13 protein-coding genes are annotated in these 16,371 nt (G+C 50.3%); 9 read left to right on the plus strand and 4 right to left on the minus strand.

The genetic code is table 11. From position 1 onward, the window contains the following. The first annotated feature begins 189 nt into the window (after window positions 1-189). Window positions 190-1,659: a lysine-specific permease gene (gene lysP / locus WHR59_RS07960; RefSeq protein ID WP_003027419.1), complete on the plus strand. Its 1,470-nt coding sequence runs from the start codon at window positions 190-192 to the stop codon at window positions 1,657-1,659. A gap of 73 nt (window positions 1,660-1,732) precedes the next feature. Here lysP and WHR59_RS07965 read toward each other — a convergent pair whose 3' ends face one another. The 3 genes from WHR59_RS07965 to serB form a co-directional block, all read right to left on the minus strand. Next, window positions 1,733-3,718 (minus strand): ligand-gated channel protein, encoded by a 1,986-nt coding sequence (locus WHR59_RS07965; protein WP_100194601.1) that lies wholly within the window; start codon window positions 3,716-3,718, stop codon window positions 1,733-1,735. 333 nt (window positions 3,719-4,051) lie between these two features. Then, window positions 4,052-5,374, minus strand: coding sequence for an MFS transporter (locus WHR59_RS07970; protein WP_043016964.1), 1,323 nt, complete (start codon window positions 5,372-5,374; stop codon window positions 4,052-4,054). A 31-nt stretch (window positions 5,375-5,405) separates the two neighbouring features. Further along, complete coding sequence (gene serB / locus WHR59_RS07975; protein WP_338843790.1) at window positions 5,406-6,293, minus strand: phosphoserine phosphatase SerB; 888 nt, start codon at window positions 6,291-6,293, stop codon at window positions 5,406-5,408. A gap of 216 nt (window positions 6,294-6,509) precedes the next feature. Here serB and WHR59_RS07980 point away from each other — a divergent pair, with 216 nt between their 5' ends. Both WHR59_RS07980 and WHR59_RS07985 read left to right on the plus strand, forming a co-directional pair. After that, window positions 6,510-7,874, plus strand: coding sequence for an L-serine ammonia-lyase (locus WHR59_RS07980; RefSeq protein ID WP_338843791.1), 1,365 nt, complete (start codon window positions 6,510-6,512; stop codon window positions 7,872-7,874). After that, complete coding sequence (locus WHR59_RS07985; protein ID WP_043016962.1) at window positions 7,871-8,260, plus strand: helix-turn-helix domain-containing protein; 390 nt, start codon at window positions 7,871-7,873, stop codon at window positions 8,258-8,260. The genes WHR59_RS07980 and WHR59_RS07985 overlap by 4 nt, the downstream gene beginning before the upstream one ends. Here WHR59_RS07985 and fghA read toward each other — a convergent pair whose 3' ends face one another. After that, window positions 8,261-9,097, minus strand: coding sequence for an S-formylglutathione hydrolase (gene fghA, locus WHR59_RS07990; protein ID WP_087051322.1), 837 nt, complete (start codon window positions 9,095-9,097; stop codon window positions 8,261-8,263). It abuts the gene before it with no gap. A 321-nt stretch (window positions 9,098-9,418) separates the two neighbouring features. Between fghA and folE the strand changes: the two genes are divergently transcribed. The 6 genes from folE (at window position 9,419) to mglC (ending at window position 16,339) form a co-directional block, all read left to right on the plus strand. Continuing rightward, the gene (folE, locus tag WHR59_RS07995) at window positions 9,419-10,087 is read left to right on the plus strand and encodes a GTP cyclohydrolase I FolE (RefSeq protein WP_003027410.1); all 669 of its coding nucleotides are present in this window, start codon (window positions 9,419-9,421) and stop codon (window positions 10,085-10,087) included. 14 nt (window positions 10,088-10,101) lie between these two features. Further along, on the plus strand, window positions 10,102-11,259 hold the full coding sequence (gene yeiB, locus WHR59_RS08000) for a DUF418 domain-containing protein YeiB (protein WP_338843792.1): 1,158 nt from the start codon (window positions 10,102-10,104) through the stop codon (window positions 11,257-11,259). Between the two features lie 144 nt (window positions 11,260-11,403). Then, entirely contained in the window at window positions 11,404-12,429 is a 1,026-nt protein-coding gene (gene galS, locus WHR59_RS08005) for an HTH-type transcriptional regulator GalS (RefSeq protein ID WP_043016959.1), read from the plus strand. 293 nt (window positions 12,430-12,722) lie between these two features. Further along, on the plus strand, window positions 12,723-13,721 hold the full coding sequence (mglB, locus tag WHR59_RS08010) for a galactose/glucose ABC transporter substrate-binding protein MglB (protein ID WP_043016958.1): 999 nt from the start codon (window positions 12,723-12,725) through the stop codon (window positions 13,719-13,721). A gap of 71 nt (window positions 13,722-13,792) precedes the next feature. Continuing rightward, complete coding sequence (mglA, locus tag WHR59_RS08015; protein WP_003027396.1) at window positions 13,793-15,313, plus strand: galactose/methyl galactoside ABC transporter ATP-binding protein MglA; 1,521 nt, start codon at window positions 13,793-13,795, stop codon at window positions 15,311-15,313. Between the two features lie 15 nt (window positions 15,314-15,328). Next, window positions 15,329-16,339, plus strand: a complete 1,011-nt coding sequence (mglC, locus tag WHR59_RS08020; RefSeq protein WP_005129205.1) for a galactose/methyl galactoside ABC transporter permease MglC — start codon at window positions 15,329-15,331, stop codon at window positions 16,337-16,339. Window positions 16,340-16,371 lie beyond the last annotated feature (32 nt).

Consider the following 16,371-nt stretch of genomic DNA (forward strand, 5'->3'; position numbering starts at 1 on the left):
TGATTGTCGAAAGGTCCCTCTAAGCATGCTGGCGGTTACGTTTTATCCGCCTTGCGTCGCCCATTTTCTGCTTTACTTATAATCCGCGGCCAGTCATGAAGGTCTCTTATAACTGCGTATTTGTGCCAGAAGAATGCCATTTCGTCTGCTACAATCGCGCCTCATTTTTTGGATGGATAGCATTTTCACATGGTTTCCGAAACTAAAACCACAGAAGCGCCCACGCTACGTCGTGAACTGAAGGCGCGTCACCTGACGATGATTGCCATTGGAGGCTCCATCGGTACAGGTCTTTTTGTTGCATCTGGTGCAACTATTTCTGCGGCGGGTCCTGGCGGCGCGTTGTTCTCTTATATACTGATCGGTCTGATGGTGTACTTCCTGATGACCAGCCTCGGTGAACTGGCTGCCTATATGCCGGTTTCCGGCTCGTTTTCCACCTACGGTCAGAACTACGTAGAAGAAGGCTTTGGCTTCGCGCTGGGCTGGAACTACTGGTACAACTGGGCGGTAACGATTGCCGTTGACCTGGTGGCCGCACAGCTGGTGATGAGCTGGTGGTTCCCGGACACGCCAGGCTGGATCTGGAGCGCACTGTTCCTCGGCGTTATCTTCCTGCTGAACTACATTTCCGTTCGCGGATTTGGTGAAGCGGAATACTGGTTCTCACTGATCAAAGTTACCACCGTCATTATCTTCATCGTGGTTGGCGTGATGATGATTTTCGGTATCTTCAAAGGCGCTCAGCCGGTGGGCTGGAGTAACTGGACGACCGGTGATGCACCGTTTGCCGGCGGCTTTGCCGCGATGATTGGCGTGGCGATGATCGTCGGCTTCTCCTTCCAGGGTACGGAGCTTATCGGTATCGCGGCAGGCGAATCTGAAGATCCTGAAAAGAATATTCCACGTGCGGTACGTCAGGTGTTCTGGCGAATCCTGCTGTTCTATGTGTTCGCGATTTTGATTATTAGCCTGATCATTCCGTACACCGATCCGAGCCTGCTGCGCAACGACGTGAAAGACATCAGCGTTAGCCCATTCACGCTGGTATTCCAGCATGCGGGTCTGCTGTCTGCGGCGGCGGTGATGAACGCGGTTATCCTGACGGCGGTGTTGTCTGCGGGTAACTCCGGGATGTACGCCTCCACGCGTATGCTTTACACCCTGGCATGCGACGGTAAAGCGCCGCGTATTTTCGGTAAACTGTCTCGTGGCGGTGTTCCGCGTAACGCGCTGTATGCGACCACCGTGGTGGCGGGGCTGTGCTTCCTGACCTCGATGTTTGGCAACCAGACCGTGTACCTGTGGCTGCTGAATACCTCCGGGATGACGGGCTTTATCGCCTGGCTGGGGATCGCCATTAGCCACTATCGCTTCCGTCGTGGTTATGTGCTGCAGGGTCACGATGTGAAGGATTTGCCGTACCGTTCTGGCTTCTTCCCGTTGGGTCCGATCTTCGCCTTTGTGCTGTGTCTGATTATCACTCTCGGCCAGAACTACGAAGCGTTCCTGAAAGACAGCATTGACTGGGGCGGCGTGATGGCAACCTATATCGGTATCCCGCTGTTCCTGATTATCTGGTTTGGCTATAAGCTGACGAAAGGAACCCATTTTGTTCGCTATAGCGAAATGAAATTCCCGGGTCGCGTGAAGAAATAATTCTTAACCAGCTACGGCAGAAAAAACAAAACCCCGGCATGATGAGTGCCGGGGTTTTTTTATTGCGCCAGACTTAGAAGCTGTAAGTCATGCCAACCGTGTAACGACGTCCATCAAGAACGGTGTCGTAGGTATCGTAATCGATTTGTTTATCCAGCACGTTATACACGCCAGCGGTCATCAACAGATCCTTGGTGGCATAGTAACGTAAACCAACATCGACCTGAGTATAGGACGGCGTGCCCTGGGCCATGGAGGTACGGCTCAGGTATTCAGACGTTTTCCCGCGCAGATTCAGACGGCTCCAGAAACCGAGATCCTGGGTGGCCTGCCAGTCCAGCGTAGTGTTGAACATATGCTTCGGCATTTTGTTCAACGGCTGGCCGGAGAACTGACCGCTTTTCTGCTCAGATTCCGTATAGGTATAGTTCGCCGTCCAGTTGACGTCGGAGGTGATTTTCCAGCCGAAGGTGGATTCTACGCCGCGCATATTGGCTTTATCGACGTTAACGCGATCGCTGACGAAGTCATAATGGGTATTGCCGATGGTGCAGGCCGGATCGGAACTGCTGTTGCAACGGCGAACTTCGGTGATTTTGTTTTTGAAGTCAGTATTGAACAGCGTAACGCCCGCATTGAGGTCGTTGCCGTTATCCCACAGTAAACCGATCTCTTCGCTGAGGCTTTTCTCCGGTTTCAGGTCCGGGTTGCCGACAATGATTCCGTTCAGACGACCGCCGCCGGTGACCTGTCCCCAACTGGCAGAAGACTGGCGCAGATCCGGGGCGCGATAGCCCGCAGAAACGCCGCCTTTTAAGGTCCATTGATCGCTCAGATGCCATACGCCATAGCCGCGTGGCGTCCAGTTGTCGCCGTAGTTTTCATCTTTATCCATACGCAGACCGCCGGTCAGCGTGAAGGTATCGGTAACGGCCCATTCATCTTCGGCAAATAGCGCCCAGCTCCAGCGAGTCAGTTTGTTCAGTCCATCAGCCGCTTGTAGCTGGTTGCCATTATCGCGCAGTTTTTCATAACGATATTGTCCTCCCAACGTCAGGGTGTGCGCCCCAAGGAAGACCTGGTTCTGGTTATTGAAAATCGTGTTATAAGACTTCATCTGGCGACCGGGGTTGTCGGTCTCTTCCTGCTGGATATAGCTGGTGGAGTTGAAGTCGTCGTAATAACCGCTGTGGGTCAGGGAATACGTCGTGTGCACATACTTGTTTTCGCTTTTACTGTTGGGCTTACAGCTCCCGTTACGGCAGTTTTCCTCGGCCATGGATTTGCCTGGCGTACTGTCGCGATCCTGCAGTTCACGCGCGTAATCGAAGTCGATGTCATTTTTATCATCTGGCGTAAAGTTCAGGGTTATACCCCCGTTACGCATACGCTGTTCATTGTAGCCATTAAGGATTTTATCTTCGGCCCGGTGGGAGAATAAGCCAGTCACCTTCGCGCCGAGTAATCCGTCAATCAGTGGCCCAGACGCATAGGCGTTAGTCTGGTAAATATCGCCGGAATCTCTGTCTTCCTGGAAGGTGGCATCGCCGTGCAGAGAGCCGGTCCAGGCTTTGGTATTCGACACTTTCTTGGTGATGACGTTAATGACGCCGCCCATCGCATCGGAGCCGTAGAGGGATGACATCGGGCCGCGGATTACCTCGATACGCTCGATGGATTCCAGCGGCGGCAGCCAACCTTGCTCAATACCTGAGTTGTCGCTGTTAGGACGTGTGCCGCGCGTGCTAATGCGTTTGCCGTTGACCAGGAAGAGCGTGTATTGCGAAGCCATACCGCGAATACTAATATCGCTGCTGCTCCCGCCGCCGGTGACGACGACGCCAGGGACATCTTTTAGCGCATCGGTAACATCGCGATAGGCTTTGTCCTCAATCTGCTGCTTGGTAATAACAGATATCGACGCGGGTGCATCCTGAATTTTCTGCTCGAAGCCGGTAGCGGTAACGACTACGGTGTCTTGTTCAGCGGCATGGCCGAGTGATGGGAGACTGGCGACGCATACTGCGGCAGCTACAGCCTTAACGTGAGGTATAGTCATTTGTATCATTCCATTTAAATGAATCAAACTGCGTGTCATATGAAAGGCCATGACAATTGTATGTATTTGTCTTTTAAGGACTCTTTTCAGTAAAGAAGCGAATGGATTGTACAAAAGTATGAATGTTTGTAAACACAAATGATAATAGAAATCATTTGTGTTTGATATTGTTTCGATATAAAAGCTTTTTTAATCAATAGGATAATGTGGAAAGAAAAAAGGAGAAAAAGTGAAGGAATGATGGAGGAATGAAGAGGAAGGACACCTTTTTGACGCTGAAAGAGCCTAACCGAAGGACAGCGGCGATGGTGCCACCGTCCTGTTATGGCTGGCTTATAGCCGATGGAATTTGGCGAGTAAGGCCAGTGACAAGGTGGTTAACAGGATTGCGATCACGGCATAGAGATAGACTCCAGACCACTCCCAGTTGTTCTTTACTAATATCACCGGTACGCCCGCTAACGCCGCGCCAACATAGCTAAATAATCCCCGGAAGCCGGTTATCGATCCCGCCGCATCTTTGTGAGTGACATCCAGACAACCTACGGCAAAAAGCATATGCGGGCCGTACAGGGCAAAACCCATAATAGTGAAGAGAATGGCCGTAATGGTATATGAAGTATCCTGAACTAGTGGGATTAAGGTAATACACACGCAGAGCATTAATGCGAATATTAATCCTGTCATCCAGCGGTTACTTTTAAACATAAAGTCCGATAAGTAACCCGCCAGTAACCCCCCGGCAAGTCCTCCGGCTTCAAACCACGAGATAATGGAGTTGGCTTTAATCAGGCTCCAGCCATGTACCTGAGAATAGTAAATTTGTGGCCAGTCGTTGAGGATGGTGCGGGCAATATAAACCGACATATCGCCAATGATAATAATCCACACCAGCGGGTTAATCAGGATATATTTAACAAAAATCTGCCAAAAGGAGAGGTTAACCGGACTGGCTTTAACCTGGGCTAACTCTGTTGGATCCTTGCGCCATTCGCCAACGTTGGGCAAACCTAAGGTCCCGGGACGGTCTTTAATTGTAAAGAGCGCAATGACCCCCATCAGCAAGGAGATCGCGCCCGGCACATAAAAACCCATTTTCCAGCTACCGCTCCAGACAATCGCGAAACTTGTCAGCAGTGGGGCGAGACTACCGCCAATATTATGCGCCGCTTCAACGACCGCCCACCAACGCCCGCGTTCATTCTTGGAAAACCAGGATGCCATGATCTTTGCCATTGGCGGAAAACTGGTGCCCTGGAGGATAGCATTGAGGCTGTACAACACATAAAACGCGGCAACGCTGTCGGAAAAACCAAACAGAATATTAACGATCCCCACGCCAATGAGCACCGGGCCGGTCATGGCTTTCGGGTTGATTTTATCAACCAGCATGCCGCCAACAAACTTCATTGAGCCATACAGAATGTAAAACAGTGAAGACATGATGGCAAAATCTTCAGCGGTCAGAGCGGTATCTGACAGCATGGCCGGCATGGCGGCTGAGAAGTTTTTACGTGTTAAATAAAAGACGGCGTAAGAGATAAAAACTGAGGTAATAATCTCTATTCTGAATTTTTTGTAAGTATGGTCGATCTCTTTTTTTTCTTTTACAACCGGCTTATCAGCCTGGCTGAATATAAATGATTTCAAGCTCATATGATTTTCCCTTCAGACAGTGCTCGTGGGGTTATAATCCATTTTCGATAAAGAACAAAAGCGACTCGAATCCGTGAAAGTTAATCTGATTGGCAATTAAATTCCTGACGGCGGGTTTTGCTTGCCAGGCAATACCAGTGCCAGCATACGTCAGCATGGGGATATCGTTGGCGCCATCACCGCAGGCGATAATATTATGCTGAGGTATCTGTAGAGAGTTGGCAAGTATGGCCAACGTTTTTTGCTTATTTTCTGCATTCATGATTGGCGTGGAAATATTATCCGTTAGCATGCCATCCCTGATTGCAACGGTATTTGAAAATACATAATCCAGCTGATATTTCTGTTGTAAACGGCGGGTGAAAATATCCAGTCCGCCGGAAATGATCGCTGTTTTAAATCCCTTCTGTTTGAGGAGTGGCAAAATGGTGGTGATGCCGGGAGAGGCCGTCATCCGATCGCATACGGCATTGATGACATCGATGTGCGTTCCTTTTAACATTCCGATGCGCTGAGTGAAACTGCTATTGAAATCCAGTTTTCCCTCCATCGCCTGCTGCGTCAATTCCGTTATCCGATCGGTGATGCCTAGCGCGTGGGCGATCTCATCCACACCTTCTTCCTCGATAAACGTCGAGTCCATGTCAAAGGCGATGATCCCGTTCGTCGGGATGATTTGCGGTTTTAGGAAAAAATCAAATTGCTGAGTGAACGATGTAGCTCTTAGTTTCTTGTATATGTCATCGGTGAATACTTCATCGGGTATTGATAATTTTAAATACGGTTTATTGAATGCGGCTATAGATAACTGTTCCAGTGCACAAGGATATTGTTTGGTCTCGGTATTTAGAAACGTATTGTGCAGCCATGCCGGAAGTTTTTCAGAATCTTTTGCACTAATAAAATAAATAATTGCCATTATCTCACTCCTGTAAATTAAGATTATTGTAATAGTAGGGGGTGACGATTGAATCCTGCTTTATCACAGATGTGAATGTTAAAAAAAAGATAAAATAGTATTGTTTTTTATACCAACAAATAAACAAAGTCTGAAAGGTATTGTTTTTGATATACGCGTCACGGTCTGTTGCTACTGGCGGTATATTCTATTATGACTAACAGGGATGGGTCTAAAATGGAAAGTTGTATTGATATTTTTAAAGTCGTTATTGGGCCTTCCTGTTCAAGAACAGTAGGGCCAATGCGTGCCGCGTTTAACTTCATTTCACAATTAAAGCTACAGGAGATCTTACCGCTAACGCGAGAAATCGAAGTTGAGCTATATGGCGCGCTCTCATTAAGCCGCAAGTGTCATAACGTTGATATCGCTCTTTATCTGGGGCTGTTGGGCAACCAGCCGGATGATGTTGATTTACGCCAGCAGATGGATCTCATTAAACGTGCTGAACAGGACGGCACCCTGACGCTTTCTCCTTCAGTTACCGTGACGGTCGCGATTAAGCCGAATCAACACCCGCATTCTGGTCATCCCTATGCGATGACGTTTCGCGCCAGGGATGATTATTTTACGTTGTATGAAGAAACATGGTTTTCAACCGGCGCCGGCCAGGTTCGCAAACCCGGCGAGTCGGTGCCCGAGAAAGCCGCGCAAAAAAACGCATTTCCGTTTGCGTTTCAAAATGCCGCGCAGCTGCAGGCGCTGTGCCAGCGTAATGGATTATCCGTTGCGGCATTAATGATGAAAAATGAGTTACAGATGCATTCTCAGGCGGTGTTGCATGACTATTTCGCGCATGTTTGGGCGGTAATGCAGCAGGCAGTCCATCGTGGTCTGCATACTGAAGGCCTACTGCCTGGCTCGTATCAGGTGCCGCGCAGGGCCTGCTCGCTCTATAAATTACTGGCAATGAAACCCTCTGCTAACGACTTTCTCACCAACCTCAACTGGGTGAATGCGTTTGCGATTGCCGTCAGCGAGGAAAACGCCGCAGGAGGGCGGGTGGTGACCGCGCCGACCAATGGTGCCAGCGGTATCATCCCAGCGGTCCTCAGTTGGTACGATAAGTTTGTCTGTAAGCTGGATAGCGCATCGGTTATCCGCTTTTTCCTCACCGCTGGCGCCATTGCGCTACTGTTCAAACAAAACGCGTCTATTTTGGGTTCTGAGGTCGGGTGTCAGGGAGAGATCGGTGTGGCCAGTTCGATGGCCGCGGCCGGGTTAGCGGAACTGATGGGGGCGTCAGTTGCTCAGGTGCTGAATGCCGCAGAAATCACCATGGAGCATCATCTCGGGCTGACCTGCGATCCGGTTGGCGGGCAGGTACAAATTCCCTGTGTCGAACGAAATGCGATTTCGTCCGTAAAAGCGATTAACGCCGCAACGATGGCGATGAGCCGCGTCAGTGAGCCATGCGTTTCGCTCGATGAGGTGATTGCAGCCATGTATGAAACGGGTAAAGACATGAGCGCGAAGTACCGCGAAACGTATCACGGCTGTCTTGGGAAAATTCAGCCCAAAAATCGGGGGAGGGCGGCATGAAATATCACACCATGAATAATGATGAAATCATCTTGTCATTATGCGCTCGCATTAGAGAAACGCGGATTTCTCTGGCGCTAACGCAGCAGCAGCTTGCTGACAGTGCACAGGTCGGCATTGCGACCATTAAACGCATCGAGAAAGGCGGTGGCCTCAATCTGGACACGCTTATCTCCCTGTTGCGGGCGCTGAAAAAGTTGCACCACCTGGATGCAATCTTATTCGAGTCTGAAGTGCGTAATTTTAACGAAGGTCATGAAGGCGGTGAGAGCGTGGGGCGATTACAGGTACGCCAGCAGGCGGCCGATCTAAATCGTAAAGCGTCCGCGCCGCAGTCAGAAGAGATGAGCTACAGCGCGGCAATAGAAAATACGCTTTACTGGTGATCACTTCAGCAGATACTGGGCATGGAAGCGCAGGTGATCCTCAATAAACGACGCAATAAAGTAATAGCTGTGGTCGTAACCTGGCTGGATGCGCAGCGTCATCGGCCATGCGGTTTGACGGGCCGTTTCGGCCAGTACCGCAGGCTGGAGCTGATCGGCAAGAAACTGGTCGCTGTCGCCTTGATCGATTAGCGTCGGAATCGCATCTGCGGGCTTGCTGGCCAACATTAACGCGCAGCTGTCCCACTCGGCCCACTGTGATTTATCTTCACCCAGATAAGCGCTAAACGCCTTCTCGCCCCACGGAATGCGGCAAGGATTGACGATCGGCGCAAAGGCGGAAATGCTGGTGTATTTCCCGGGATTTTTCAGCGCCATAATCAACGCGCCGTGACCGCCCATGGAATGTCCACTAATGGCGCAGCGATCGCTGACGTTAAACTGCGATTGAATCAGTGCCGGCAGCTCATCACGCAGATAGTCATACATGCGAAAATGCGTTGCCCACGGCGGCTGGGTGGCATTGAGGTAAAATCCCGCGCCCTGGCCTAAATCGTAGCCGTCATCGTTGGCAACCTGCTCGCCGCGCGGGCTGGTGTCCGGCATCACCAGAACAATGCCCAGCTCAGCCGCGATGCGCTGCGCACCGGCTTTGGTGGTAAAGTTTTCATCATTGCAGGTCAGGCCCGACAGCCAGTACAGCACCGGAGGCGGGGCGTTATCGCGGGGTGGCGGAAGAAAAATACTGAAGGTCATGGCGCAATTTAACGTGGTAGAGTCGTGACGCCAGCGTTGCTGCCAGCCTTCAAAACAGCGGTGCTCTTCAAGCATTTCCATGCGTGGCTCCTTATTGTGTTGAACCTGAATGTGTTTGCGAACTCACCATAATACAGATTATTCATAGCACTGTGAGTAACTTTCACTTCCGCATTGAGCAAACATACTTCATCATCTATATAACTTTACATTAACACTCGATGTCACCGGGTTGAATGGCAAGTGAAATCGCTACGCTGAAAGGCTGCGCCAATTTCAATAATTATCGCGGTGAATACTGGATTATGTGCGCCGCCTCACGCACAATGTTCTGGCTGTGACACAGCCTAAAAACTTTGCCCCATGCAGGGCAGAGGCGCCCCACCTGCAGGAGAAGAAGAAATGTCATCACTCAGTAAAGAAGCGGCCCTGGTTCATGAAGCGCTGGTCGCGCGTGGTCTTGAAACGCCACTACGCCCGCCCGTGCAAGAGATGGATAACGAAACGCGCAAACGTCTTATCTCGGGCCATATGACCGAGATTATGCAGTTGCTCAATCTCGACTTGAGCGATGACAGTTTGATGGAAACTCCGCATCGCATTGCGAAAATGTATGTCGATGAGATTTTCTCCGGCCTCGATTACGCCAACTTCCCGAAAATCACCGTCATTGAAAACAAAATGAAGGTGGACGAGATGGTCACGGTCCGCGATATCACGCTGACCAGCACCTGCGAACACCACTTTGTCACTATCGACGGCAAAGCGACGGTGGCGTATATCCCGAAAGATTCGGTCATTGGTCTGTCGAAGATTAATCGAATTGTGCAGTTCTTTGCACAGCGTCCGCAGGTTCAGGAACGTTTGACCCAGCAAATCCTCACCGCGCTGCAAACGCTGCTCGGAACCAATAATGTGGCGGTGTCGATTGATGCGGTACATTACTGTGTGAAAGCGCGCGGCATTCGTGATGCGACCAGTGCGACCACGACCACGTCTCTTGGCGGATTGTTTAAGTCCAGCCAGAACACGCGTCAGGAATTCCTGCGCGCAGTACGTCATCACAACTGATTAGGGCAGGAACCATGGAGCGTAATGTCACGCTGGATTTTATTCGTGGCGTCGCCATTCTTGGTATCCTGCTTCTCAATATTAGCGCCTTTGGCTTGCCAAAGGCGGCATACCTCAATCCCGCGTGGTATGGCAACATCACCTTATCCGATGCCTGGACCTGGGCGCTGCTCGATCTCTTTGCGCAGGTAAAATTCCTCACGCTGTTTGCATTGCTGTTCGGTGCCGGTCTGCAAATGCTGCTCCCGCGCGGCAAACGCTGGATCCAGTCGCGGCTTACGCTGCTGGTGCTGTTGGGTTTTATACACGGTTTACTTTTCTGGGATGGCGATATCCTGCTGGCATATGGCTTAATTGGCCTGATTTGCTGGCGGCTGATCTGGGATGCGCCGTCGATAAAAAGCTTGTTTAACACCGGCTTACTGCTTTATCTGGTGGGGGTTGGCGTACTGCTGCTGCTGGGGGTTATCTCAGGGAGTGAAACCAGTCGCGCCTGGACGCCGGATGCCTCAGCGTTGCTGTATGAAAAATACTGGAAAGTGAACGGCGGAATGGAAGCGGTCAGCAATCGCGTGGATATGATGTCCAATAGCTTGCTGGCGTTAGGCGCGCAATACGGCTGGCAACTGGCGGGGATGATGCTGCTCGGCGCGGCATTAATGCGCAGCGGCTGGCTAAAAGGGCAGTACAGCTTACAGCATTACCGACGCACCGGCGTGCTGCTGGTTATTATCGGCATGGCGATTAACCTGCCTGCTATTATCATTCAGTGGCAACTGGACTGGACCTACCGCTGGTGTGCCTTTTTGCTACAAGCCCCGCGAGAGCTGGGCGCGCCGTTGCAGACTATCGGTTACGCCGCGCTGATGTTCGGTTACTGGCCGCAGCTTAGCCGCTTTAAATGGGTCATTGCCATCGCCTGTGTGGGCCGCATGGCATTAACCAACTATCTGTTACAAACCTTAATCTGCACCACGCTGTTTTACCAGGCCGGCTTATTTATGAAATATGACCGGCTGGAGCTGCTGTTTTTCGTCATACCGGTCTGGGCCGTGAATCTACTTTTCTCCATCATATGGCTACGTTTTTACCGCCAGGGCCCGATAGAATGGCTGTGGCGTCAATTAACCCTGCGTGCTGCGGGGACATCATTGCCGCGTACATCCAGATAACGATCTGGATCACATTCATTAACAAAATGGATGTAAGCGCTTTCATTCCTGTGACACCACTCACGCAGTCCGTTTCATTGTGCTGACAAAATACCCAACCTGGGGTGTCTGTGGGTAACCACAATCTAAAACAGGGCAGTGAATATGGTAACCATCCGTGATGTGGCACGACAGTCTGGCGTTTCTGTAGCGACCGTTTCTCGCGTATTAAACAACAGTGCGCTGGTAAGTCCCGATACGCGTGAAGCGGTAATGAAAGCCGTCACGCAATTGGGCTATCGACCTAATGCCAACGCGCAAGCGCTGGCGACGCAGGTAAGCGACACCATTGGCGTTGTGGTCATGGATGTATCAGATGCGTTTTTTGGCGCGCTGGTAAAAGCCGTGGATATGGTTGCCCAGCAGCATCAGAAGTACGTCCTGATTGGCAACAGCTATCATGAGGCGGAAAAAGAACGTCATGCCATTGAGGTGTTGATTCGCCAGCGCTGTAACGCACTGATTGTTCACTCTAAAGCATTGAGCGATCGGGAGCTGGCCGAGTTTATGGATCAGATCCCCGGCATGGTGCTGATCAACCGCCTGGTGCCAGGCTACGCTCACCGTTGCGTCTGCCTGGATAACATCAGTGGGGCTAAAATGGCGACCCGAATGCTGCTGAATAACGGTCACCAACGTATCGGTTATCTGGCATCAAGCCATCGCATTGAAGATGATGCCATGCGTAAAGAAGGGTGGTTAACAGCCCTAAAAGAGCAGGAGATTGTTGCGGCAGAAAGCTGGGTCGGCACCGGTTCGCCCGATATGCAGGGCGGAGAGTCCGCGATGGTGGAACTGTTGGGACGTAACTTACAACTGACGGCGGTCTTCGCCTACAACGATAATATGGCTGCCGGCGCGCTGACTGCGCTAAAAGATAACGGCATCGCTATTCCATTACACCTTTCTATCATTGGCTTCGATGATATTCCCATCGCGCGTTACACCGATCCGCAGCTGACCACTGTGCGCTATCCCATTGCCTCAATGGCAAAAATGGCGACGGAGCTCGCGCTGCAGGGCGCGGCAGGCACATTGGATCCGCAGGCGACGCATTGCTTTATGCCGACGCTGGTGCGTCGCCATTCGGTGGCGCTGCGGCAGAATGCGGCACCGATCACTAACTCATAACGTTGCGCGATGTAACCGCTTTCAATATGTGAGTAAATTCACAGTATATTAACAATGCGATAGCTATGATGACACTGTTTGTTGCGCTGTAACTACTATGTAACGGTGAATAATCACTTTCATCGAGGTATAGGTGCCTTAAACAAAAATTAAAGCCTGTTTTTGGAGCGTTGCCAGACACGGAAGAAATATTTTTTAAAAGTGAGCTTCGGCGTTCAGTAACACTTCAGTAACGTTCTGCCTGCCGAGCATTTATCTCAAGTACTACCCTGCATAATAAAACCGGAGATACCATGAATAAGAAGGTGTTGACCCTGTCTGCTGTAATGGCAAGCATGTTATTCGGCGCGGCTGCGCACGCTGCTGATACCCGCATTGGTGTAACTATCTATAAGTATGATGATAACTTTATGTCTGTGGTACGTAAGGCTATCGAAAAAGATGCTAAAGCGGCGCCAGATGTCCAGTTGCTGATGAATGACTCGCAGAACGACCAGTCCAAACAAAACGATCAGATCGACGTGCTGCTGGCAAAAGGTGTGAAAGCACTGGCGATTAACCTGGTTGACCCGGCAGCAGCAGGCACGGTCATTGAAAAAGCACGCGGACAGAACGTACCGATCGTGTTCTTCAACAAAGAACCTTCTCGTAAGGCGCTGGACAGCTATGACAAAGCGTATTACGTCGGTACCGACTCTAAAGAATCCGGTATTATTCAGGGTGATTTGATTGCCAAACACTGGGCTGCAAACCCGAACTGGGACCTGAACAAAGACGGCAAAATTCAGTTTGTTCTGCTGAAAGGCGAACCGGGACACCCGGATGCTGAAGCGCGTACCACTTACGTGATTAAAGAGCTGAACGACAAAGGCATTAAAACTGAGCAGTTGCAGTTAGATACTGCAATGTGGGATACCGCTCAGGCGAAAGATAAGATGGATGCGTGGATGTCCGGTCCAAACGCGAACAAAATTGAAGTGGTTATCGCCAACAACGATGCGATGGCAATGGGCGCAGTTGAAGCGCTGAAAGCACACAATAAAACCAGCGTACCGGTATTTGGTGTGGATGCGCTGCCTGAAGCACTGGCGTTGGTGAAGTCTGGCGCAATGGCCGGTACCGTGCTGAACGATGCCAACAATCAGGCGAAAGCCACCTTCGATCTGGCGAGAAATCTGGCTGACGGCAAAGGTGCAGCTGATGGCACCAACTGGAAAATTGAGAACAAGATTGTTCGCGTTCCGTACGTAGGTGTCGATAAAGATAATCTGGCAGAGTTTACCAACAAATAAATACTCCGTATGTGGGCGCAATTTCATTGCGCCCTTAATTATGCACTCTGCAAGGCCAACAAGGTATAATTATGGTCAGCACACATACTCAGTCGTCAGGCGAATACTTGTTGGAAATGACCGGCATCAACAAGTCCTTCCCCGGCGTTAAGGCTCTTGATAATGTCAATTTAAAAGTCCGTCCGCATTCGATTCATGCCTTAATGGGCGAGAATGGCGCGGGGAAATCCACATTATTGAAATGTCTTTTCGGCATCTATCAAAAAGATTCCGGCAGTATTTTATTTCAGGGTAAAGAAATCGATTTTCATTCTGCTAAAGAAGCGCTTGAGAATGGTATTTCGATGGTCCACCAGGAATTAAACCTGGTATTACAACGTTCTGTGATGGATAACATGTGGTTGGGACGCTATCCCACCAAAGGCATGTTTGTCGATCAGGAAAAAATGTACCGCGATACCAAAGCGATATTCGATGAACTGGATATTGATATCGATCCGCGCGCGCGCGTTGGCACATTATCCGTTTCACAAATGCAGATGATTGAAATTGCGAAAGCATTCTCCTATGACGCCAAAATCGTCATCATGGATGAGCCGACTTCATCGCTAACCGAGAAAGAAGTTAACCATCTGTTCACCATCATCCGTAAGCTGAAAGAGCGTGGATGCGGCATTGTTTATATTTCGCACAAGATGGAGGAAATCTTCCAGCTGTGTGATGAAATTACCGTGCTGCGCGACGGCCAGTGGATAGCGACCCAGCCACTGGAAGGGCTGGATATGGATAAGATTATCGCCATGATGGTTGGGCGTTCACTTAACCAACGTTTTCCGGATAAAGAGAACAAACCCGGTGAAGTTATTCTGCAAGTGCGTAACCTGACTTCGCTGCGTCAGCCGTCGATTCGTGATATCTCGTTTGATTTGCACAAAGGGGAAATTCTCGGGATTGCCGGTCTGGTGGGCGCAAAACGTACTGATATCGTTGAAACGCTTTTTGGTATTCGTGAGAAATCATCGGGTACGATTACGCTCCACGGCAAAAAGATTAATAACCACAGCGCAAATGAAGCCATCAACCACGGTTTTGCGCTGGTCACGGAAGAGCGCCGCTCAACCGGTATTTATGCGTATCTGGATATTGGTTTTAACTCGTTAATTTCCAATATCCAAAATTATAAAAATAAAGTTGGTCTGCTGGATAATTCCCGCATGAAGAGCGATACCCAGTGGGTTATTGACTCAATGAGGGTGAAAACGCCGGGCCATCGTACACAAATCGGTTCACTATCCGGCGGTAATCAACAAAAGGTCGTTATTGGCCGCTGGTTATTAACCCAGCCAGAAATTCTGATGCTGGATGAACCCACGCGTGGTATTGATGTTGGCGCGAAATTTGAAATTTATCAGTTGATTGCCGAACTCGCGAAAAAGGATAAGGGGATTATTATTATTTCCTCTGAAATGCCGGAGCTGCTGGGAATTACCGATCGTATTCTGGTGATGAGCAATGGTCTCGTTGCCGGAATTGTTGACACTAAAACTACAACGCAAAACGAAATCCTCCGTCTTGCGTCTTTGCACCTTTAAGATTAGGGGCTCCTTATGAGTGCGTTAAATAAGAAAAGTTTTCTTACTTACCTGAAAGAAGGCGGAATTTACGTTGTTCTTTTAGTTTTGCTGGCAATTATTATTTTCCAGGATCCCACTTTCTTAAGCTTACTGAACCTGAGTAATATTCTGACGCAATCCTCGGTGCGTATTATTATCGCATTGGGTGTGGCCGGGCTGATCGTTACCCAGGGGACCGACCTGTCTGCGGGACGTCAGGTCGGCCTGGCGGCGGTCGTGGCGGCAACCTTGCTGCAATCGATGGAGAACGCCAATAAGGTGTTTCCTGAGATGGCTACGATGCCAATCATCGTAGTGGTGCTGATTGTCTGCGTGATTGGCGCCGTTATCGGTCTGGTGAACGGCATTATCATTGCTTATCTGAACGTGACGCCGTTTATTACCACTCTGGGTACGATGATTATCGTTTACGGGATCAACTCCCTGTACTACGACTTCGTCGGCGCATCGCCAATTTCTGGCTTTGACAGCGGATTCTCAACCTTTGCGCAGGGCTTTATTGCGCTAGGCAGTTTCCGACTCTCCTACATCACCTTCTACGCGCTGATTGCCGTAGCCTTTGTGTGGGTGCTGTGGAACAAGACCCGCTTCGGTAAAAACATTTTCGCCATCGGCGGAAACCCGGAGGCTGCGAAAGTGTCCGGGGTAAACGTTGCGCTGAACCTGCTGATTATCTATGCCTTGTCTGGCGTGTTCTATGCCTTCGGTGGTTTGCTCGAAGCCGGGCGTATCGGCTCGGCGACCAACAACCTCGGCTTTATGTATGAACTGGATGCGATTGCGGCGTGCGTGGTTGGCGGCGTGTCGTTCAGCGGCGGGGTAGGGACCGTGTTTGGCGTGGTGACCGGTGTGATTATCTTCACCGTTATCAACTATGGTCTGACCTACATCGGCGTGAACCCATACTGGCAGTATATTATCAAGGGCGGCATTATTATCTTCGCTGTCGCGCTGGACTCACTGAAGTACGCGCGTAAGAAGTAAACGTACAACGCAAAAAGCCCGGCACAGCGCAA

It is taken from the genome of Citrobacter europaeus, from assembly GCF_037482245.1.
In the GTDB taxonomy this organism is placed as follows: Bacteria; Pseudomonadota; Gammaproteobacteria; order Enterobacterales; family Enterobacteriaceae; genus Citrobacter; species Citrobacter europaeus.